The sequence below is a fragment of the Blastococcus sp. SYSU DS0541 genome (assembly GCF_054050875.1).
Map to the genome: position 1 here is coordinate 39767 of NZ_JBJHAD010000003.1, position 19433 is coordinate 59199.

Annotated in this window: 22 protein-coding genes; 15 read left to right on the forward strand and 7 right to left on the reverse strand. The window is 73.5% G+C overall.

The window, feature by feature from the left end; genetic code table 11:
• Positions 1–129: 129 nt before the first annotated feature.
• From ACI794_RS04605 to ACI794_RS04635, 7 genes are all read right to left on the reverse strand, one after another.
• The gene (locus tag ACI794_RS04605) at positions 130–1230 is read right to left on the reverse strand and encodes a flagellar biosynthesis protein FliA (protein ID WP_456615750.1); all 1101 of its coding nucleotides are present in this window, start codon (positions 1228–1230) and stop codon (positions 130–132) included.
• 70 nt (positions 1231–1300) lie between these two features.
• Complete coding sequence (locus ACI794_RS04610; RefSeq protein WP_456600917.1) at positions 1301–1807, reverse strand: hypothetical protein; 507 nt, start codon at positions 1805–1807, stop codon at positions 1301–1303.
• A 200-nt stretch (positions 1808–2007) separates the two neighbouring features.
• Positions 2008–2313, reverse strand: a complete 306-nt coding sequence (gene csrA / locus ACI794_RS04615; RefSeq protein ID WP_456579307.1) for a carbon storage regulator CsrA — start codon at positions 2311–2313, stop codon at positions 2008–2010.
• Positions 2314–2401: 88 nt separating this feature from the next.
• The gene (fliW, locus tag ACI794_RS04620) at positions 2402–2842 is read right to left on the reverse strand and encodes a flagellar assembly protein FliW (RefSeq protein WP_456615751.1); all 441 of its coding nucleotides are present in this window, start codon (positions 2840–2842) and stop codon (positions 2402–2404) included.
• Positions 2842–3726 (reverse strand): flagellar hook-associated protein FlgL, encoded by an 885-nt coding sequence (flgL, locus tag ACI794_RS04625; RefSeq protein WP_456600919.1) that lies wholly within the window; start codon positions 3724–3726, stop codon positions 2842–2844. The genes fliW and flgL overlap by 1 nt, the downstream gene beginning before the upstream one ends.
• Positions 3727–3731: 5 nt before the next feature.
• Positions 3732–5135: a flagellar hook-associated protein FlgK gene (flgK, locus tag ACI794_RS04630; RefSeq protein ID WP_456615752.1), complete on the reverse strand. Its 1404-nt coding sequence runs from the start codon at positions 5133–5135 to the stop codon at positions 3732–3734.
• Positions 5132–5617: a flagellar protein FlgN gene (locus ACI794_RS04635; RefSeq protein WP_456600921.1), complete on the reverse strand. Its 486-nt coding sequence runs from the start codon at positions 5615–5617 to the stop codon at positions 5132–5134. Before ACI794_RS04635 ends, flgK begins: the two co-directional genes overlap by 4 nt.
• 335 nt (positions 5618–5952) lie before the next feature.
• Here ACI794_RS04635 and ACI794_RS04640 point away from each other — a divergent pair, with 335 nt between their 5' ends.
• From ACI794_RS04640 to ACI794_RS04710, 15 genes are all read left to right on the forward strand, one after another.
• Positions 5953–6804, forward strand: a complete 852-nt coding sequence (locus tag ACI794_RS04640) for a sigma-70 family RNA polymerase sigma factor (protein ID WP_456615753.1) — start codon at positions 5953–5955, stop codon at positions 6802–6804.
• Positions 6805–6942: 138 nt separating this feature from the next.
• The gene (locus ACI794_RS04645; protein ID WP_456615754.1) at positions 6943–8139 is read left to right on the forward strand and encodes a flagellin N-terminal helical domain-containing protein; all 1197 of its coding nucleotides are present in this window, start codon (positions 6943–6945) and stop codon (positions 8137–8139) included.
• 107 nt (positions 8140–8246) lie between these two features.
• Positions 8247–9620, forward strand: coding sequence for a flagellar filament capping protein FliD (fliD, locus tag ACI794_RS04650; protein ID WP_456600924.1), 1374 nt, complete (start codon positions 8247–8249; stop codon positions 9618–9620).
• 46 nt (positions 9621–9666) lie between these two features.
• The gene (gene fliS, locus ACI794_RS04655; protein ID WP_456600925.1) at positions 9667–10059 is read left to right on the forward strand and encodes a flagellar export chaperone FliS; all 393 of its coding nucleotides are present in this window, start codon (positions 9667–9669) and stop codon (positions 10057–10059) included.
• On the forward strand, positions 10056–10406 hold the full coding sequence (locus ACI794_RS04660) for a hypothetical protein (RefSeq protein WP_456600926.1): 351 nt from the start codon (positions 10056–10058) through the stop codon (positions 10404–10406). Before fliS ends, ACI794_RS04660 begins: the two co-directional genes overlap by 4 nt.
• Positions 10407–10719: 313 nt before the next feature.
• On the forward strand, positions 10720–11067 hold the full coding sequence (locus ACI794_RS04665) for a flagellar basal body rod protein FlgB (RefSeq protein WP_456600927.1): 348 nt from the start codon (positions 10720–10722) through the stop codon (positions 11065–11067).
• A 2-nt stretch (positions 11068–11069) separates the two neighbouring features.
• Positions 11070–11474 (forward strand): flagellar basal body rod protein FlgC, encoded by a 405-nt coding sequence (locus tag ACI794_RS04670; RefSeq protein ID WP_456615755.1) that lies wholly within the window; start codon positions 11070–11072, stop codon positions 11472–11474.
• Positions 11474–11788 carry a flagellar hook-basal body complex protein FliE gene (gene fliE, locus ACI794_RS04675; RefSeq protein WP_456600928.1) on the forward strand — a complete coding sequence of 105 codons (315 nt, stop codon included), beginning with the start codon at positions 11474–11476 and terminating at the stop codon, positions 11786–11788. Before ACI794_RS04670 ends, fliE begins: the two co-directional genes overlap by 1 nt.
• Positions 11788–13377, forward strand: a complete 1590-nt coding sequence (fliF, locus tag ACI794_RS04680; protein WP_456615756.1) for a flagellar basal-body MS-ring/collar protein FliF — start codon at positions 11788–11790, stop codon at positions 13375–13377. Before fliE ends, fliF begins: the two co-directional genes overlap by 1 nt.
• Positions 13374–14423: a flagellar motor switch protein FliG gene (fliG, locus tag ACI794_RS04685; RefSeq protein ID WP_456600930.1), complete on the forward strand. Its 1050-nt coding sequence runs from the start codon at positions 13374–13376 to the stop codon at positions 14421–14423. The genes fliF and fliG overlap by 4 nt, the downstream gene beginning before the upstream one ends.
• 115 nt (positions 14424–14538) lie before the next feature.
• Positions 14539–15309, forward strand: a complete 771-nt coding sequence (locus tag ACI794_RS04690; RefSeq protein ID WP_456600931.1) for a FliH/SctL family protein — start codon at positions 14539–14541, stop codon at positions 15307–15309.
• Entirely contained in the window at positions 15306–16616 is a 1311-nt protein-coding gene (locus ACI794_RS04695) for a FliI/YscN family ATPase (protein WP_456615757.1), read from the forward strand. Before ACI794_RS04690 ends, ACI794_RS04695 begins: the two co-directional genes overlap by 4 nt.
• Positions 16613–17116, forward strand: a complete 504-nt coding sequence (locus ACI794_RS04700; RefSeq protein ID WP_456615758.1) for a flagellar FliJ family protein — start codon at positions 16613–16615, stop codon at positions 17114–17116. The genes ACI794_RS04695 and ACI794_RS04700 overlap by 4 nt, the downstream gene beginning before the upstream one ends.
• Positions 17104–18057 (forward strand): transglycosylase SLT domain-containing protein, encoded by a 954-nt coding sequence (locus ACI794_RS04705; protein WP_456615759.1) that lies wholly within the window; start codon positions 17104–17106, stop codon positions 18055–18057. Before ACI794_RS04700 ends, ACI794_RS04705 begins: the two co-directional genes overlap by 13 nt.
• Positions 18054–19427 carry a flagellar hook-length control protein FliK gene (locus ACI794_RS04710; RefSeq protein WP_456615760.1) on the forward strand — a complete coding sequence of 458 codons (1374 nt, stop codon included), beginning with the start codon at positions 18054–18056 and terminating at the stop codon, positions 19425–19427. Before ACI794_RS04705 ends, ACI794_RS04710 begins: the two co-directional genes overlap by 4 nt.
• The last annotated feature ends 6 nt before the right edge of the window (positions 19428–19433 follow it).

Below are 19433 nucleotides of genomic sequence, written 5' to 3' on the forward strand. Positions count from 1 at the left end.
CAGGGACCCCGGTGACGTGCTGGAACGGCCCCCTTCAGGGACCCGCCGCGAGCAGGTGACGGGCTGGAACGGCCTCCCTGCAGGGCCCCGCGCCGAGCGCGCGAGGTGCGGGGGGCAGGGAGGCCCTTTTCAGTCGGCGAGCTCGGCCAGCCGGTCCTTGAGCGCCTTCTCGACGCGGTCGGCGTAGACGTTCATGTTCCGCACCGAGGTGTTGAGGTCCGCCGACAGCTGGGTCTTGGTGCGTCCCCCCCACGTCGTCAGGTACCAGGTCGCCCAGCCGAGCACGTTGGGCTGGCCGGCGCGCTGGTCGCGGCGCGCCTCCGGGTCCGGCGCGCAGGCGGCGGTCAGGGCGTGCGAGAGCAGGGTCTGCTCGGCCTCGCCCATGATCTCGTCGGGCGCCTCGGAGGAGTCGGGCAGCAGGATCTCGGTGGCGTCGGGGGTGCCGTCCAGCGACTGCAGGTTCCGCAGCCCGTTGAGCGTGGCGACGGTCTGGGAGTTGCGGCGCAGCGTGGCGACGCTCTGCCCCATGTAGGTGGCGAGCTCCTTCTCACTCGGCCGGCGCTGGTGCTCGGCCATGAAGGCGGCGATCGCCTTCTGCTGCTTGTGCTCCGTGTCGGCCGCGGTGCGCCCGTGCGCGTTGCGCCCGAGGTCGTGCACCCACTTGGACAGCTGCGTCGCCAGGAAGGCCCCGAAGGGAACCGACTTCGTCTCGTCGTACTGCGCGACCGCCTTGAGGATCCACTCGAACACCTGCTGCCCCAGGTCGTCGGGGTCGGGCAGGTGCAGCCGGATCGTGCTCATGTTGCGCTGCAGGCGCTTGAGGCTGATCGGCCCGTAGTGCCGGCACAGGTCGTCCAGGAACGCCGGCGGGAGGTCGCGGGGCGCGCGACGGCGGACGTCGGTCTCCGCGCGGAGGCCGATCGTGGTGGTACCCCGACCGGCGCACCAGGCCTTGACCCAGTCGGCCAGCACGGCGGCCGAGCCGCAGGCCCCGTCCACGCGGTAGAGCCCGTCGCCCTGGTCGTAGCTCACGGTCACGCCGTCGGGCAGGGCCTGGCGGAACTCGTCGAGCGGGAGTTCGCGGTCCACGCGGAAGTGCACCCGGTCGCGGGGCGTGATCGGCGCCAGGGCCCACCCGTCGGACTCGGGGATGCCCCCGAACACCAGAGGCTGCCGGGCGCGGGACCGGTCGTCGTCGGCGGAGGTCGGGAAGGGGATGCGGTCGGGCATCGGAGCTCCTGGCACTACGGGGAAGAAGGGGGCGCCGGGCGGCCGGCACCCCGCACTGCACGGGAGGCGGTCAGGCCGGGATGCGCTCCCCCGGACCGGGGCGGCGCGGCGACGGGACGAGCGGGACGGGCACCGGGGCGGCGGGCAGCGCCTCGAGCACCTCGACCGGCAGGGCGTCGGCGCGGGCCGCACCGGCGGCGGCGTGCTCGAGGAGGGTCGCGGCGGCGGCGCGCTCGGCGCTGCTGGGCTCGGCCGCGTAGACCGGCATGTGGTCGTACAACGAGGTGAAGACCGCCGACACGAAGGCGTAGGCCGCCTGCGCCTGCGGCGAGAACTTCGCCACGGCGGCTCGCGGGCCGAGGTCGACGCCGACGGTCACCCGGACGACGCGGTCGTCCTTGCTCAGGCCGGTGACGGCGACGGCCACGTCCTCGTGCTCGGCGGCCAGCGCGGCGAGCGCCGCCAGGCACTTGCGGGTGGCGCCCCGGCGAGGTCGCAGCTGCACGTGGACCACCACGGACTCCTGGTCGCCGGTCTGGTCCCCCGCCACCGAAGCGGTGAATGCGTTGCGTGCCATCTTGATCGCCCCCTGTCACTTGCTTGGGGAGGAATCTGCCGCATGCACGCAGCGGACACGGCACACAACTCGCTGTGTCCCACGCATTATGAGGGCGAAGCTTCGGCAATAGTTGCCCGTGTCGCGGTCAGGTCAGCTCGTTGCCCCGTCAGATTGGCACGGTCTGCCGAGGTGGACCCCCCGGCGACCGTGAACATCTGTCACTCAGCGCCGCGTGCAGCCTCCGCGGGACCGGCGTCGGCCGGCACGGCCGCCTCGAGCTCCGGCGCGTCGGCGACCGCGGTCGGCGCGAACGCCGCCAGGGCGCCGAGCGTGTCCGCGGTGACCTGGGCCGCCAGGAGGTTGGCCTCGGCGATCTGCCGGTAGACCTCCTCGCGGTGGATCGCGATCTCGCGCGGCGCCTTGAAGCCGAGGCGGACGGTGCCGCCCCGCACCTCGACGACGTGGACCTCGATGTCGTCGCCGATGCGGATCGTCTCGCCGACGCTGCGGGTGAGTGTGAGCACGAGTACCCCTCCATGGGTGTGTGATGGCCGTCCGTGGCGTCGCCCGCCGGGGCAGGCGTGAAGCCGCGTCGTGACGCGGCCACCGAGGTTATCGGCGCAGGCGCCGCCGAAGGGGAAAGCCGCCGTCATCCAGCACGACCTGGCGGGCCCGGTGGGTCGCGGGGGCGACGACCACCGGGGCCCGCAGGTTCGCCGTCGCCCGGGCCACGTCGCCGTCGGGCACGGCGACCAGGCAGAAGACCCGCGCCTGCGCCGGGTCGGCGATCCCGAGCTCCGCCTGCACCGCCCCGGGCAGCACCGGCGCGTACCCGGGGAAGAACTCCCGCGCCGGCACTGCGAGGAACCGGGGCCCGTCCGGGGCGACCGCCTGGAGCCAGAAGAGCAACCCGGCGGTGTCCGCGGCGACCAGGACGTAGTCCCGGTGTCGCGGGAAGCCCGGCAGCGGCTCGGCGAACGACAGCACCTGGACCGGGGGCGGAGCCGGAGCCGTCGTCGGAGCCGCTGCGGGGTGGTCGGCGAGGGTGGTCATCAGCGGAGGTAGTCCAGCAGCGTGGGGGTGATGGTCTTCGCCGTCGCGGCGAGCGCCGCCTCGTACGCCGTCTGCTGCATCTGCAACTTCATGATCGTGTTGGGCAGGTCGATGTTCTCGACCTCGGCGAGCCGGGTCTGCAGGCTGATGCCCTGGTCGACGTTGATCTGCCCCTCCCGCTCGACGCGGGCCGACCGCGCACCGACGTCGGCGATCGCCGACTGCATGCGGTTCATCAGCCCGTCCAGCTCGGCGAGGTCGGTCTCCAGCGCCGCCGGGTCACCGGTGAGATTGGCGGCGATCCGGTCGACGACGGCGAACAGGTCGGCACCGACCGGTCCGAAGGCCTCGGGGCCGCTGACGTCGATGCGCACGCTCTCGGTCGCCGACACGCGGCGCGACACCTGGGCGGTGTCGAGGCCGATGAAGGCCCCGGTGTCGGGGTCGTAGGCTCGCGGCCCGGTGCTGATGCCGCCGAAGAGGGGGCGGCCGGCGACCGTGGTGTTCGCCAGGCCGAGCAGGCTCTCCCGCAGTGCTGAGGCCTCCGTGGCGAGGGCCTGCCTCGCGGTGCCGGACATCGCGCCGGTGTTGGAGCCCTGCACGGTGATGTCCCGGACCTTGCGGGTCACGTCCATCATCTGCTGCAGGGTCGAGTCGGTCTGGTTGAGCCAACTCTGCCCGTCGGAGATGTTGCGCGCGTACTGCGCCACCGCGTCCTGGTCCGAGCGCGTCTGCATCGCGCGGTTGGTCCCGGTGGGCGAGTCGGACGGTGCGCTGACCATCCGGCCGGAGGTGAGCTGCTGCTGGAGCTTGCCGAGGGCGTCGAGGTTGGCATTGAGGCCCTGGAGGCTGGTGAGCGCGACGGCGCGCTGGGTGATCCGCATCCCGGTCAGCGCCCGACCAGGCCGGTGCGGTTGATGAGGACGTCGAGCGCCTCGTCGATCGCGGTGATCATGCGCCCGGCGGCCGAGTAGGCGTGCTGGTACGAGAGCATGTTGGTGAGCTCCTCGTCGAGGTTGACGCCGGCGACGGAGTCGCGCGCCGCGTCCACCGTGGTCGTGATGCTGCCCTGGATGGCGAGGTTGCGCTGGGACACCGCCGACTGGACGCCGAGCTCGACGATCATCTTGCGGTAGCCGGCGTCGACGCCGGTCACCGACGTCGCGAGCTGCGCGATGGCGTCGGCGTTCCCGTGGTCGAGGTTCGGCGCCCCCGGGCCGACCGACGAGGCGGCGAGCCGCTTGGGGTCGGTGATGACCACCTGGATCGACGTAGCGGTGACCGGGCCGCCGCCCGAGGATCCGAGGATCGCCGTCCCGGCCGCGCCGTAGAGGTCGAAGCCCGCGGTGTGCGCGTCGTTGAGCGCCGTCGCGAGGTTCGCGGCGACGCCGTCGAGCTGTGCGCGGTAGCCGGGGATGATCGTGTTCAGGGCGGCGAGCTGCCCGGCCGCCGTGCCGCCGGCGCGCACGGTGAAGTCCCCCGCCGCGGTCGCGAGGCGCAGCGGATCGGTGCCGGCGGCCTCCGGGTCGAGGGCCCCGGTGAGGACGATCGGCGTCGCCGAGCCGCCCGACACGAGGGACATCCCGCCGACGGCCACGTCGAGGACGCCGTCCTTCCCGTGCCGGACCGTGGCGCCCACCTGGTCGGCCAGCTTCATGATGAGCAGGTCGCGCTGGTCGGCGAGGTCGTTGCTGGGCAGGCCGCTCTGGGTCGCCCGCTGGATCGCCACGTTGAGCTCGGCGACGTTGCCCGCGGCGGCGTTGACGTCGTCGACCAGGACCGCGAGGTTCTCGCGGGTCTGGTCCCACTGCCCGCCGAGCTGCTGCTGGCTGAAGTGCAGGCCGCCGACGACGGTCTCCAGCCGCTTGAGCACCTGCCCGCGGGCGGCGTCGTCGTCGGGCTTGTTGGCGACGTCCTGCCAGCCGCTCCACATCTCGGCCAGCATCTTCTGGATCCCGGTGTCCCCGGGCTCGCGGAAGGCGTGCTCGACCAGTTGCAGGGCGTCGGTCTCGGCCACGAGCTGCGCGTTGTTGGCGTGCTCGGTGTGCCCGCGACCCTCCAGGAAGGAGTCGCGGATGCGCATGACCTCGTCGGCGCTGACACCCTGACCGATGCCGGAGCTGGTGGAGAAGAACGCCGGCACGGTGCTCCCGCTGACCGCCGTCAGGTCCACCCGCTGGCGCGAGTAGCCCTCGGTGTTGACGTTCGCGATGTTCTGGCCGGTGACGTCGAGGCCGCGGCGGTGCGCCCACAAGGCGGTGGTCGCCGTGTTCAGCCCGCTGAACGTGCTCACAGGGCACCGTCCAGGGTGACCGCGCGGTGGCTGCCGTCGGAGTGCCGGCCGCTCGCGCCGTAGGTGCCGGCCGAGGGGGCGCGCACCTGCAGCAGGGCGTCCCCGATGGCGGCCAGCCCGCCCTCGATCAGCTCGCGATTGGCGTCGGAGAGGCTGCGCAGCTCGGTGACCAGCACCAGCAGCGCCTCGTGGTGCTTGGCGTAGAGGTCGTTCCACGGGGCGGGGGCCACCTCGGCCACCTGCCGCAGCGAGGGGTTGGTCTCGATGCCGAGGCGCTGGGCCAGCGCCTCGGTGGCCGCGGCGCGCTCCACCTCCAGCGTGCGGAGCTGGTCGAGGACCACCTCGATCTCGTGCGCGATGCGCTGGAGCCAGCGGGTCTTGCCCGTGAGGATCAGGTACTGCTTCTCCTCGGCCTTGAACAGGAGCAGGTCCAGGAGCTCCTGCTCCCGCCACAGCAATGTCGACAGGTGCTGGTAGTCCACGTGTCCACCGCCTTCCGTCGTCTCGCTCGTGCTCGCGGTCGCCCCGGCCGCAGAGCCGGGCACCGCCGTCGCAGCAGCCATCGGCACCCGCTCGGAGGGGGTTGAGCCGAAGCACGGAACTGGCGCTCAAGTTCGTGCGGATTTGTGCCGAGAGGGGGTGCCGACCCGCCCCCCGCCCGCCGAGAGATACGGACGTGACCCCAGTCCGTGCCCTCGCGACCGAGCGATCCCTGCGTGAGCGGGCCGCGCATGACCGGCCGTCGCGCGAACGCCCGCAGAACGGCCGGGCGCCGCACCCGGTCAAGGGGCGGTCCCCCCAGGAGGTCGACGCCCTGGTGACCGAGCACCTGCCGCTCGCCGCCTTCGCCGTCAACGCCGTCGCCTCGCGCATCTCGCTGCCGAGCCACGTCAGCCGTGAGGACCTGCTCTCCTGCGCTCACGTGGCCCTCGTCGAGGTGGCCCGCCGGTTCGACCCGTCGGCCGGCGCCTCCTTCGCGACCTACGCGCTGGCCCGGCTGCAGGGCGCGGTGCTCGACGAGCTGCGCTCCGGCGACTGGGCGAGCCGGTCGGTGCGGGCCGCGGCCCGGCGCACCGACGCCGCCGCCGACGCGTTGACCATCAGCCTGGGCCGGCCGCCCACGCGCGAGGAGCTGGCCACGAGCCTGGGGATCGCCCGCAGCGAGCTCGATCACCTGCAGGTCGACGTCCACCGCGCGGTGATGGTGAGCATCGACGCGGAGTCCGGCCCCGACGGCAGCTCGCTGGACCTGCCCGACACCGGCGAGTCCCCCGAACGCGCGGTCGTGCGCAGCGAGCGGGCACGGCACCTGCACGAAGCCATCCGCGCACTCCCCGACCGGCTCGACGAGGTCATCGAGCGCAATTTCTTCGGTGATGAATCACTGACCGACATCGCGGAAGACCTGGGCGTGACGCTCTCCCGCGTCTCCCAGATGCGCGCGCGGGCGCTGACCCTGCTGCACGCGGCCATGGGCCAGATCTGGGACGGCACCCCGGTGCCGGCCACCGGCGGGGTCCGGGCGCGCAACCAGCAGCGCAACTACCTCGAGCGGCTCACCGGCCAGACCGGCAGCAGGCTCCCGTCACCGGTCCCGGCGCCGCCCGCGCCCCGTGCCCCCGCGGGCGCCTGGATCACCCCGGAGCGCGCCGCGGCCCGACCCGCCTGAGGGAGACACGGCGGAGAAAAAGTTTCGTTCGCCTCAAGTCCCAGCCGCCCCAGGCCGAAACCCACTCTGCGACACCAGCACGGCCCGCAGCACGGATGCAGCGGGACCCCAGTACGGCCCCGTCCAAGGAGGATCACCATGGGTCTGCGCGTCAACAACAACATCGCGGCGCTCAACGCGTACCGCAACCTGTCCGTCACGGACAACCAGATGTCGAAGTCGCTGGAGAAGCTCTCCTCCGGTTTCCGCATCAACCGCGCCGCCGACGACGCGGCCGGGCTCGCCATCTCGGAGGGCCTGCGCTCGCAGATCGGTGGCCTGAAGGTCGCCGTCCGCAACACCCAGGACGGCGTGTCGGTCGTGCAGACCGCTGAAGGTGCGCTCACCGAGACGCACAGCATCCTGCAGCGCATGCGCGACCTGTCGGTCCAGGCCAGCAACGCCGGTGGTCTGAACGACGACGCCAAGGGCAACATCCAGTCCGAGATCAGCCAGCTCAAGAGCGAGCTGACCCGGATCGCCGACACCACCACGTTCAACGGCACCAAGCTGCTGGACGGTAGCTACGACGGCAAGTTCCAGGTCGGCGCCAACACCGGCGAGAAGATCAGCGTCAAGGTCGGCACCGACATGAGCGCCGCCGGTCTCAAGATCGACGGCCTGGACGTCACCCTGGCGGCGGCGGCGGATGGCCTGCTCGAGACCGGCAGCGTGGCTGCAGCGTCCGGTACGCCCGGTTCTGTGACCATCGACGGCGGCGTCGGTGGTCGGGATTACACGCTGGTGGAGAGCTTCGACAAGCTCAACGGCACCGTCACGGTCGGCGGCAAGAGCCTCGACCTGTCGACGGTGAAGTTCGAGCCGGGGTCCGACGCTGCTGACCGACTGGCCGCGGTCAACTCCGCGCTGACTGCTGCCGGTGTCAAGGCGGCCGCCACCACCGGCGCCACCGGCCTGATCTTCACCGGTCAGGACCCGGCCAACGTCGACCCGAACGTGGCTGGTGCCACGGCGGAGGAGATCGAGCAGGCTGACGTCGTCTTCACCGCGGCGTCGGGTGCCGACCTGGCCATCACCAAGCTGGACGAAGCCATCAAGACGGTCTCGACCACGCGCGCCGACCTGGGTGCCCTGCAGAACCGGTTCGACCACACCATCAACAACCTCAACGTCACGGTCGAGAACCTGACCGCGTCGGAGAGCCGCATCCGCGACGCCGACATGGCCCAGGAGATGGTCCAGTTCACCCGGAACCAGATCCTGTCGCAGGCCGGTACCTCGATGCTCGCGCAGGCCAACCAGGCCTCGCAGGGCGTCCTCTCGCTGCTCCGCTGATCCCAGCCTGAGTAGCTGAGGGAGCTCCTCAGCACCACCCGGGTGAGGGGGGAGGCCCTGCGGCCTCCCCCCTCATTCGCACCAGCACCGGAACCAGGAGGAACCGCATGGCAGGCATGAGCGTCGACGGCCTCGTCTCCGGGCTGGACACGACGAACCTGATCAACCAGCTGGTCGCCGCCGAAGGGGCGTCGCAGACCGCGCTGAAGACCCGGCTCAAGGCGACCGAGAACGCCGCATCCGGATACCGGACCGTGAACACCACGTTCCTGGCGATCACCGCCGCGGCCGAAGCCGCACTCAAGCCCGACGCCTGGACGCCGACCAAGGCCTCCAGCTCGTCGTCGAGCGTCGCCGCCACCGCCACCACCGGCGCTCCGACGGGCTCTCTCACATTCACGGTCGTGGGCGTCGCCAGCAGCCACGGCGTCCTGAACCGGGGCACCACCGCGTGGACCGCGCCGTCCGCGGACTATGGCGCCTCGAGCATCGAGGTCCGCGACGCCGGCGGCGCCGTCAAGGGATCGATCGCAGTCGGGGGCAGCCAGACGTTGGCCGACGCCGCGGCCGCCATCAACGCCGACAAGACCTTCGGGCTCAGCGCCGCCGTCGTGCAGGTGAGCGACGGTGCAACGCCCGAGTACGTCCTCCAGGTGACCAGCAAGAAGACCGGCGCGGACAGCCGGTTCTCACTGGGTGGGGCAGGCACGTTCGAGACGACGGCACTGGGCGCGAACGCAGAACTGAAGATCGGCGGCCAGGGCGGCGCCAGCAGCTACTCCGTGTACTCCTCGACCAACGTCTTCGACAAGGTCATGCCGGGCACGACGATCACGGTCGCCAAGGTCGAGACCTCGCCGGTGACGGTCTCGGTCGCCAGCGACCCTGACGCGGTCGCCAGCAAGGTGCAGACGATGGTCGACGCGGTGAACGCTGCCATCAGGACGGTCAAGGACTACACCAACAACACCAAGGGCAGCACCGCAGCGCTGGGCGGGGATTTCTCGGTCAGCCAGCTGGCCGGCCGGCTGCTCGACGCTGTCTCGAGCGCCGTCGGGGCCAGTGGCTCCCCCGCCCAGGCGGGCTTCTCGTTGACCCGGGAGGGAACGGTGACCTTCAAGAAGGACACCTTCCTCACCGCGCTGAAGGACGATCCCGAGCTGGCCAGCGCCCTTGTTCTCGGCACTCCCGAGAGCACCAGGGCCGACGGCACGGTCATCAAGGCCGTGCCCGGCATCGCCGCTCGGCTGCTCGAGGTCTCCAAGTCGGCGTCCGACGCCACGACGGGATCGCTCGTCTCCCTCGCCAAGGGCCAGGACGCCAACGCCAAGGACATCCAGGCGCGCATCGAGGCCTGGGATCTGCGGCTGGAGAAGCGCCGCGAGACCCTCACCCGCCAGTTCACCGCCATGGAGACCGCGCTGAACTCCCTCAAGAACCAGTCGACGTGGCTGGCCGGTCAGCTCAGCGCGATGGGCTGATCCCGCTTCTTCCCGCTTCGCCCCCTCGTCCCAGGAGAACCCCCCGATGAGTGCCGCCTCCCTCCGCGCCCGCTACCTCGGCGACTCGGTCGCGACCGCGTCGCCGCAGCAGGTGCTGGTCATGCTCTACGACCGGCTGGCGCTCGACCTCGAGCGCGCCCAGCTGGCCGTGGCCTCCGGTGACCGCCAGGAGGCCAGCGAGCAGCTGCAGCACGCCCAGGCGATCGTCTACGAGCTCCTCTCCAGCCTGCGGGTCGACGTCTGGGACGGCGGCCCCCGGCTGGCCTCGCTCTACAACTGGCTGATCGGCGAGCTGGTGCAGGCCAACGTGAAGCTCGACGGCAACCGCATCGCGGCCTGCCGCCAGGTGGTCGAGCCGCTGCGCGACGCGTGGCGCCAGGCCGCGGCCTCCCTCGCCGGCGCAGCCTCGGCATCGTGACCGGGAGACGGGCAGGGGACGGCGCACCGCAGCCCGCCGACTGGGCCACGGTGCTCACCCACCTCGAGGGGGAGGTGCTCGCCGCGGAGCAGACCATGGCGCACGGCCGCGCCGAGGAGATCGCCTCCTGGGGCCGGCGCATCGACGACTGGGTCCCGCCCTCGACCGTGGGCCCGCTGCCCGACGACCTGCGCGAGCGCGCCGCCCGGCTGCTGCAGCACCAGCTCGCCGTCGCCGAGGAGCTGGTCGAGCGGATCATGCAGTCCCAGCGCCAGCGCGACCTGGCCGCCCGCATGTCCTACGCCCCCAGCCGGCCCGTCGCCTCGTTCGTCGACCGCGCCCTCTGACCGCCGCACCGCACGTCCGGAGCCCCGCTCCCCCGCCTCGGGGAGCGGGGCTCCGTCGCCTTCCGGGGCGGGCACGCTCCGGCAGCGTTCGGGTTCGGGCGGTGGTCACAGTCGTCACCGCCGCCCCACCCGGCTCCTGCCGCCCCTTCCGTGCCGGGGGCGCGGTCATGCGGGTAGCGGCGCGTGCCGATGAGAGGTGTGCACGGAGAGCACCACCTTCGCCACGGATCGGCGGCCCTGCACTCGCTCGCGAGTGTGTTCCGCGTACCCGGAGGTCGATCGTGTCCTGCTCCACCCGCCGAGGATCCGCTCGATGATCCCCGACGCCACCTCGACGGTCCTGAAGGCGGCCCTCGCCGGGCTCGCACAGCGGCAGCGCGTCACCGCCGACAACATCGCGAACGTCAACACGCCCGGCTTCCTCGCCGGTCGGACCGACTTCGAGACGTCGCTGCGCGGGGCCGTCCGGAGCGGTTCCACGCCGGTGATCTCCGGCGGCACGACCGCCCGCTCGCTCGAGCCGACCAACACCAACGGCAACAACGTCAACCTGGATGCGGAGACCGTCATCGCCACCGAGACCGGGCTGCGCTACCAACTGGCGCTCAACGCGCTGGACGGCCGGTACAGCTCGCTCCGCACCGCCCTGAGGACGTCCTGACGATGAGCATGTTCCAGGCCCTGAGCATCTCCCAGTCCGGGCTGATGACCCACCGGAAGTGGCTCGACGCCGCCGCCGACAACATCGCCAACATCAACACGGTGCGCCGCACCGACGAGGACGCCTTCCAGGCGCGGCTCGTCGTCGCCCAGGCGGTCGACTACGGCAGCGGCGAGGGCGGGGTCCGCGTGGCCCGCGCCGAGTTCGGCGACGCGGAGGGCCGGCTGGTGTACGAGCCGGACCACGCGCTGGCCGACGCGGAGGGCTACGTGCGGTACCCCGACATCGACCTGGGTGACCAGATGACCCACATGATGATGGCCCAGCGCGGCTACCAGGCGAACCTGGCCGTCGTCGAGCGGGCCACCACCGCCTACCAGGCGGCGCTGCAGCTCGGGAAGCGCTGATGACAATCCCGCTCGGCGGCATCACCCCGGTCGGGCTCGGTGCCGTCACCGGTGTCGCCGGCAGCACGCGCGGCACCCCCGCGGCCGAGGGCACCGACGGCTTCGCCGCCGTCCTGGCCGCGACGTTCGACGAACTCCGCGCCAAGCAGTCGGCCTCCAGCGAGCTCGCCGTCCAGGCCGCCACCGGCGACCTCAAGGACGTGCACGACTACATGATCGCCAGCGCTGAGTCCGGCGTGGCGACCGAGATGGTCGTGACGATCAAGAACCAGGCCGTCGCGGCCTTCAACGAGATCATGAGGATGCAGATCTGATGAAGTCGGCACTCGCCGGGACGCTGGAGCGCACCCGCTCCACGTTCGACACGATCAGCCTCGGGCAGAAGGTCGTCATCGGCCTGCTGCTCGCCGGGCTGACCCTCGGCGGGTTCTTCTTCTACAGCTGGATCACCACGCCGACCCAGGCCCCGCTGTTCTCCAACCTCGCCGCGAGCGACGCCTCGGCCATCGTCGAGGAGCTCAACGCCCAGGGGGTGGCCTACGAGCTCGCCGACGGCGGCAGCACGATCATGGTCGCCAAGGACTCCGTCTACGACCTGCGGCTGGCCATGAGCGGCCAGGGCCTGCCGGCGGGCAACGACACCGGCTACGCGCTGCTCGACGAGCAGGGCATCACCACCAGCGAGTTCCAGCAGCAGGTGACCTACCAGCGGGCCCTGGAGGGCGAGCTGGCGAAGACGCTGGAGTCGCTGGCCGGCGTCAACTCCGCCGTCGTCCACGTGGCGCTCCCCGAGGACGAGGTCTTCGTGACCGACAAGGCCGCGCCGACGGCGTCGGTGCTGCTCGACCTGTCCCCCGGCACGGCGCTCGCCGGCGAGCAGATCCAGGCGGTCACCAACCTGGTGTCCTCGAGCATCCAGGGCATGGACCCCGACCAGGTCACCGTGGCCGACTCGACCGGCCAGGTGCTCTCCGCCGCCGGCACCGGCGTGACGGCAGCCGCCGGCGACGCGCGGTCGCAGGTGGAGCAGGAGTACGAGAACCGGCTGTCGGCGAGCGCCCAGAAGATCCTCGACTCGGTCGTGGGCCCGGGCCGCTCCGTGGTCTCCGTGCGCGCCGACGTCGACCTCTCCGAGCGCAGCACCACCTCGAAGACCTACACCTTCGACGAGGACGTCCCGCCGATCTCGGAGCAGACCACCACCGAGGAGTACGTCGGCGCCGGCGCCCCGGTCGGCGGGGTCCTGGGCCCGGAGAACATGCCCGACGCCGCGGAGGACGCCGGCGGCGAGTCCACGTACAACAAGGAGTCCACCACGGCGAACAACGCCGTCGGGGAGACCACCGAGGTCGTGCAGGGCGCCCCCGGGGAGCTGAACCGGCTCACCGTCTCCGTCGTGATGGACCAGGCCGTCGCCGGCAACCTCAACCAGCAGCAGATGACGGACCTGATGGTCACCGCCGTCGGCCTCGACGAGGCCCGCGGCGACGACATCACCGTCGCCTCGCTGCCCTTCGACGCCACCGCCGCCGAGAACGCCGCCGCGGCGATGGAGGCCGCGCGCGAGGCCGAGGCGAACGAGCAGATGTGGTCGATGATCCGCACCGGCGGCATCGCGGCCGGGATCGCGCTCGTCGTCCTCATCGTCTGGCTCCGCTCCCGCCGCGGTGCCGACGAGGAGGAGGACTACGAGCCGCTGGAGCTCGACGAGGAGATGCTCGCTGAGCTGGACCGCCTCCGGGTGGCCAGCACTCGCGAGGAGGTCCAGCTCGACAACGCGGCCCTGGAGCTCGAGGCGGTCGAGCGGGCGAAGGTGCGGGGGGAGATCTCGGCGATGGTCAGCGAACGACCCGACGAGGTCGCGGCGATGCTCCGCGGCTGGCTCAGCGAGACCAAGTCATGACCCTTGCCAGCATCCAGCCGGGCACCGTCGTCGTACCGCCGCGGCCGGAGCTGCCCGGGCTGCGCAAGGCCGCGGTCTTCCTCGCCCAGATGAGCAAGGAGGAGGCCGGCGTCCTGCTCGCCCAGCTGCGCCCCCGCGAGGTCGAGGCGCTCACCCGCGAGCTCATGAAGCTGGGGTCGGTGGAGCTCGAGGACGTCGACGGCGTCATGCGCGAGTTCCACGGCCTGATGACCGCGCAGCAGTTCGTCGGCCGCGGCGGCGTCGAGTTCGCCCGCGAGATCCTCGCCGCGGGCCTCGGCCAGGACAAGGCCGACGGCATCCTGTCGCGGCTCAACGTCGTCTACACCGAGGTGCCCTTCGCCTCCCTGCGCAACGCCGACGTCCGGCAGCTGGTCACCTTCCTCAAGGACGAGCACGCGCAGATCATCGCGCTCGTCCTGGCCCACCTCACGGCCGCGCAATCGGCCGAGGTCCTCTCCGGGTTCGCCCCGGAGCAGCAGGCCGAGGTCGCCCACCGCATCGCCACCATGGACCGCACCTCGCCGGAGATGGTGCGGCTGGTCGAGGAGGAGCTCGGCCGCCGGATGGGCTCGATCCTGGCGCACCAGGACATGACCACCGTCGGCGGTGTCGAGACCCTCGTGGAGATCATCAACCGCTCCCCGCGGCCGACCGAGCGCTCGATCCTCGAGTGGCTGGACAACACCGACCCGGAGCTCGCCGACCAGGTCCGCTCGCAGATGTTCGTCTTCGAGGACATCGTCACCATCGACGACCGCTCCCTGCAGCTGGTGCTGCGCGAGGTGGAGGCCAACGACCTGGCCACCGCGCTCAAGGGTGTGCGGCCCGACGTGCAGGACAAGATCAAGCGGAACCTCTCCGAACGCGCCGCCGAGAACCTCACCGAGGAGATCGAGCTGCTCGGCCCGGTGCGCACCCGCACGGTCGAGGAGGCCCAGGCCAAGGTCGTCGCGGTCATCCGCACCCTCGAGGAGCAGGGCGTGCTGACCATCAACCGCGGCGGGGACGATGAGTTCGTCGCGTGACGACGGCGCGGGGTCGCGCCGATGGACAGGGTCCGAGGCCGGTCACCGGCCGCCCCGGGAGGGCGCGGTCCTGCGCGGCGGCTCCGCCGCGCAGGCCCGCCCCTACCGGGAGGTCATGGCCGAGCACCGTGCCGGCGTGGCCACCGTCCCGGCTGCGCGGACGGGCGGCGCCCCCCTCCCCACGGCACCGGTCGCGGCCGCCCCGGCGGCCGCCTCCCCCGCCGTCCCGGTCCAGCCCTCGCCCGTCGAGCGGCGGAGCACCGTGCGCCGGGCCGAGGACCAGCCGGTCGCCGGGAGCCGGCCCTCCTTCCGCCTCGGCGACGTCTACGCCGAGGAGCTGACCCGGCTGCGGGCGCAGGCGCGCACCGAGGGTTACGCCGCCGGTCACGCCGAAGGCCTGCTGGCCGCGGAGGCCGTCGTCGCCGAGGCCGAGCGGGACGCCCAGGCGCGCCTGGCCGAGGTGCGGGCCCGGTGGGAGCGCCGGCTCGTCTCGGCGACCGCCGCGCTCGACGCCGCCGTCCGGCAGCTGGAGGCGACCGCCCAGCCGGTGGCCGACGACATCCGCGACTCGATCCTCGGCACCGCGCTCACCCTCGTCGAGGACCTCCTCGGCCGGGAGCTCGCCCTGACCAGCGACCCGGTCATGGACGCGGTGCGCCGGGCCCTGACCTTCTGCCCCGCCGACGCCCCGGCGGTCGTGCGGCTGCACCCCGACGACCTCGCCGAGGTGCCCGCCGAGGCGCTCGAAGGGCTGCCCGGCAGCGTCCGGGTGGTCGCCGACCCGTCGGTGGAGCGGGCCGGCGCGATCGCCGAGTCCGGCCCCCGGCGGATCGACGCGCAGCTGGGCACGGCGCTGCAGCGGGTGCAGGCGGTGCTCGGGACATGACCGTCCCGTCGAGCGTCCTGGAGCGCGCCCGCGCGGCGGCCCGCCCCCAGGTGACCGGGGTGGTGACCGGCGCGATGGGGCTGACCCTGAGCGTCGACGGCGTCACCGCGGCCGTGGGCGACCTGGTCGAGGTCGACCCCACCGGCCGACCGCTGCTGGCCGAGGTGGTGGCGGTGGGCCGCGACCGGCTCACCTGCATGCCGCTGGGCGGGCTGTCCGGCGTGCACGCCGGCGCGGCGGTGCGCGCCACCGGCCGCCCCCTGCAGGTCCCGGTGGGCGAGGCGCTGCTCGGCCGCGTCCTCGACGGTCTCGGCCGCCCCGTGGACGGCGGCCCCGCCCTGGACGGCCGCGTGTCGTGGGTCGACCTGGAGACCGAGACGCCGCACGCCCTCTCGCGCGCCCGCGTCGCGGAGCCGCTCACCTTCGGCGTCCGCGCGCTGGACACCCTCGTCCCCTGCGGCAAGGGCCAGCGCCTGGGCATCTTCGCCGGCTCCGGCGTCGGCAAGTCCAGCCTGCTCGCCCAGATCACCCGCGGCACCGACGCCGACGTGCGCGTCATCGGCCTCATCGGCGAGCGCGGCCGCGAGGTGCGCGAGTTCATCGAGGAGAACCTCGGCCCCGAGGGCCTGGCCCGCACGGTCGTCGTGGTGGCCACCTCCGACGAGCCGCCGCTCGTGCGCCTCAAGGCCGCCTTCGTCGCCACCCGCATCGCGGAGGCCTTCCGCGACCAGGGCCGCGACGTCCTGCTGCTCATGGACTCCATCACCCGCACAGCCATGGCGCAGCGCGAGGTCGGCCTCTCCGCGGGCGAGCCGCCGGCCACGCGGGGCTACCCCCCGAGCGTCTTCGCGATGATGCCGCAGCTCCTGGAGAAGGCCGGCACCGGCGCGGTCGGGTCGATCACCGGGCTGTACACGGTGCTCGTCGAGGGTGACGACCACAACGAGCCGATCGCCGACACGGCGCGCTCCATCCTCGACGGGCACGTCGTGCTCACCCGCACACTGGCCACGGCCGGGCACTTCCCCGCCATCGACGTCCTGGAGTCGATCTCCCGCGTCGCAGGCGCCGTGGTGCCTCCCGCGCAGATGGCCGACGCCCGCGAGATCCGCCGGCTCATGGGTGCCCTCCGGGACGTGCGCGAGCTGATCGAGATCGGCGCCTACCAGGCCGGCAGCGACCCGATGGTGGACCGGGCCCGCCTGCTCGCGCCCCAGATCGACGCCTTCCTGCAGCAGCCGCTCGGGGAGTCGACGCCGGCGCCGGAGGCGTGGGCCTGGCTGCAGCGCATCGTGAGGGGCGCGTGAAGCGCGCGGCGTTCCGGCTGCAGCCGGTCCTCGAGCTGCGTCGCACCGAGGAGCGAGCCGCGGCCGCCGCCGCAGCCGCCGCGGCGAACGCCGCCGGCGAGGCCGCCCGGCGGGCCACCGAGCAGGAGACGGCGCTGGCCGGTGCCCTGCTCCCGCCCTCACTGCCGGCCGGCTCTTTCGTGGCGGCCATGGTGCTGCTGCGGACGGCGGCGACCGACGCCGCCGACGCCCGCTCGCTCGCCACGGCGCAGGCCGAGCAGGCCGAGGCCGTGCGCGCGGAGTGGACCGCCGCCGCGCGCCGGACGAAGGCGCTCGAGCGGCTGGCCGAGCGGCACCGGGTGGCCGAGCAGCAGGCCGCGGACGCCGCCGAGGTGCGGGCCGTGGACGACCTGGTCACGGGCCGCGCCGGCCGGGTCGCGGCCACGGACACCGCCTCGGAGGCAGCCGACGACACGGAGACGGACACAGACACGGACAGGGGGACGGCATGGACGGGGTGAGCGCGGTGCAGTCCCGGATCGCCGAGATCCAGGCCCGCTTCCAGCCGGCGGTCCCGCGGACGTCGTCGTCCGCGGCGTGGGCGTCCGCCGCCGGCGCCGCCGGCCTCACCGGCAGCACCGCGGCCGGCGCGGCGACCTCCGCCACCGCCACCGCCTCGGAGAGCGCGGTGGTCGCCGAGGCCCAGAAGTACCTCGGCGTCCCCTACCTGTGGGGCGGCACCGACCCCCGCACGGGCCTCGACTGCTCCGGCTTCACCAAGCTCGTGTTCGGCAACCTGGGGATCGACCTGCCGCGCACCTCCTCCCAGCAGGCGACCGCCGGCAAGGCCGTCGCCTCGCTCGCCTCCGCGCGCCCCGGCGACCTGGTCTTCTTCGACCACTCCTCCTCCCGCGCGGGCATCGACCACGTGGGCATCTACCTGGGCAACGGCCAGATGGTCGCCGCGCCCCAGGCCGGGGAGACGGTGAAGGTCCAGGCGGTCGGCAACCCGACGGTGATCCGCAGGGTGCTGCCGGAGGCCGCCGTCTCCCCCTCCGTCCCGACGGCTGCGGGGGCGCTGGCCGGCGTCCCCTACGCGGACCTGTTCCAGCGGGCGGCCAGCAGGCACGGCGTGGAGGCCTCGCTGCTGGCCGCGGTCGCCAAGCAGGAGTCCGGCTTCGACACCTCGGCCGTCTCCCCGGCCGGCGCCCAGGGCCTCATGCAGTTCATGCCTGCGACGGCGAAGGGGCTCGGCGTCGACGCGCTGGACCCGTCCTCGGCCATCGACGGCGCGGCCCGCTGCCTGAGCTCGCTGACCCGGCAGTTCGGCACCACGGAGCTCGCGCTGGCGGCCTACAACGCCGGGCCGGGGACGGTGAGCCGCTACGGCGGCATCCCGCCCTACCCGGAGACCCAGAACTACGTCCGGTCCGTGATGAGCAAGGCGGAGGCCTACCGATGACCGCACCCGTGACCACTGCCGCTCCGGCTGCGCGTGCCGCGTCCGCCGCGTCTTCCACCGGCGGGGCGGGCGAGAGCGCGGCACCGTTCGCCTCCGCCCTCGACGGCGCGCTGGCCGACGGTGTGCGCGACGCCGGCGCCGAGGGCCGGGAGCAGCCCTCCGGCGAGACCCCGGGCGAGGAGACCGTCCCCGCCGAGGAGTCGGTCGCCGCGCCGGTCGTGGACACCGCCGCGGTGACCGTGGCCGCCGCCGTGTGGGCGCTGGTCCGGGGCGAGGCCGCCACGCAGACGGCCGCAGGCGCCGCCGGCCCGGCTGGCCCCGCGGTCGCCGCAGGCTCTCCGGACACCGCGGCGGCCACCGCCCCCGGGGCAGCCGGGGCCACCGCCGCGCAGGCCCTGCCGGTGCCCGTGGCGACGGACCCGGACGGAGCCGCACCCGTGCCCGGTGCCGTCCTCCCGGTCGTTGCCGGCGCACCGGTGCCCGGCAGCCCGCCCACCGGGCGACCCGGCCCCGACTTGCCGGCCACGGCCTCGGCCCGGGCCGTGGAGGTCACCGCCGTCGTCGGCGACGGGGCGGCGCGCGGGCGGGCCACCGGGCACGCCGGCGCACCGGGGCTCGCCGTCGTCGCCGGCTCCCCCGCGCCGTCGCGACCGGCCGCGGAGCACCCGACCCCGGCGCCGTCCACCCACGCTGCCACGACGGCGACCGCCGCGACCGCCACCCCCGGTCTGCCGGTCGCCGGAGCGCCCGGGCAGCAGCCCGGTGCCGGCGACCCCGCGGCCGGGGCGGAGCCGACCGCCGCCGCGGTTCCCGCCCCGGATGCCGAGGGCCTCCCAGCGGTCACCGGAGCCACCGGCCCCGCGCCCGTCGCAGCCACCGCACCGGTGAGCGCCCCCGTCACCGGCGACGGTGCCGCCCTGCCTGTCTCCGGCCAGGTCTCCCGCCAGGTGGCGGTCCTGAGCGGCGCCGGCACCGGCTCCCACACGATGACCCTCGTGCTCACCCCCGAGACCCTCGGGCCGGTGCAGCTGCAGGTCACCGTGGCCGAGGGCGTGCTCGACCTGACCCTGCGCGGCGCCCACGAGCTCGGCCGCGCGGCCCTGCTGGACGCCCTTCCCGAGCTCCGCCGTGACCTGGAGGCCGCCGGGCTCAGCCCGTCGCGGGTCGAGGTGGACGCCGACGCGGGCGGCTCCTGGCTCTCCCGGCACGCCGCCGAGCAGCAGGCCCGGCAGGACACAGAGAGCCGGGGCGGACGGCAGCACCCGGCCGGCGAGTGGTCACGACCCGGTGGTCGCCCTGCCGATACCGGAGAGGGGCGTGCCGCCCTCCAGAACCGATCCACGTCGTCCGGCGTGGACGTGCGCGTCTGAGAGCGA

What these genes read in the sequence shown, in the direction of transcription:
- fliS (WP_456600925.1), top strand. Translation starts at nt 9,667, where the DNA reads ATGAGTGCCGCCTCCCTCCGCGCCCGCTACCTCGGCGACTCGGTCGCG.
- ACI794_RS04710 (WP_456615760.1), top strand. Translation starts at nt 18,054, where the DNA reads ATGACCGCACCCGTGACCACTGCCGCTCCGGCTGCGCGTGCCGCGTCC.
- ACI794_RS04705 (WP_456615759.1), top strand. Translation starts at nt 17,104, where the DNA reads ATGGACGGGGTGAGCGCGGTGCAGTCCCGGATCGCCGAGATCCAGGCC.
- ACI794_RS04665 (WP_456600927.1), top strand. Translation starts at nt 10,720, where the DNA reads ATGATCCCCGACGCCACCTCGACGGTCCTGAAGGCGGCCCTCGCCGGG.
- ACI794_RS04645 (WP_456615754.1), top strand. Translation starts at nt 6,943, where the DNA reads ATGGGTCTGCGCGTCAACAACAACATCGCGGCGCTCAACGCGTACCGC.
- fliD (WP_456600924.1), top strand. Translation starts at nt 8,247, where the DNA reads ATGGCAGGCATGAGCGTCGACGGCCTCGTCTCCGGGCTGGACACGACG.
- ACI794_RS04690 (WP_456600931.1), top strand. Translation starts at nt 14,539, where the DNA reads ATGGCCGAGCACCGTGCCGGCGTGGCCACCGTCCCGGCTGCGCGGACG.
- flgL (WP_456600919.1), bottom strand. Translation starts at nt 3,726, where the DNA reads ATGCGGATCACCCAGCGCGCCGTCGCGCTCACCAGCCTCCAGGGCCTC.
- ACI794_RS04670 (WP_456615755.1), top strand. Translation starts at nt 11,070, where the DNA reads ATGAGCATGTTCCAGGCCCTGAGCATCTCCCAGTCCGGGCTGATGACC.
- ACI794_RS04605 (WP_456615750.1), bottom strand. Translation starts at nt 1,230, where the DNA reads ATGCCCGACCGCATCCCCTTCCCGACCTCCGCCGACGACGACCGGTCC.
- fliG (WP_456600930.1), top strand. Translation starts at nt 13,374, where the DNA reads ATGACCCTTGCCAGCATCCAGCCGGGCACCGTCGTCGTACCGCCGCGG.
- fliW (WP_456615751.1), bottom strand. Translation starts at nt 2,842, where the DNA reads ATGACCACCCTCGCCGACCACCCCGCAGCGGCTCCGACGACGGCTCCG.
- ACI794_RS04695 (WP_456615757.1), top strand. Translation starts at nt 15,306, where the DNA reads ATGACCGTCCCGTCGAGCGTCCTGGAGCGCGCCCGCGCGGCGGCCCGC.
- ACI794_RS04610 (WP_456600917.1), bottom strand. Translation starts at nt 1,807, where the DNA reads ATGGCACGCAACGCATTCACCGCTTCGGTGGCGGGGGACCAGACCGGC.
- fliF (WP_456615756.1), top strand. Translation starts at nt 11,788, where the DNA reads ATGAAGTCGGCACTCGCCGGGACGCTGGAGCGCACCCGCTCCACGTTC.
- fliE (WP_456600928.1), top strand. Translation starts at nt 11,474, where the DNA reads ATGACAATCCCGCTCGGCGGCATCACCCCGGTCGGGCTCGGTGCCGTC.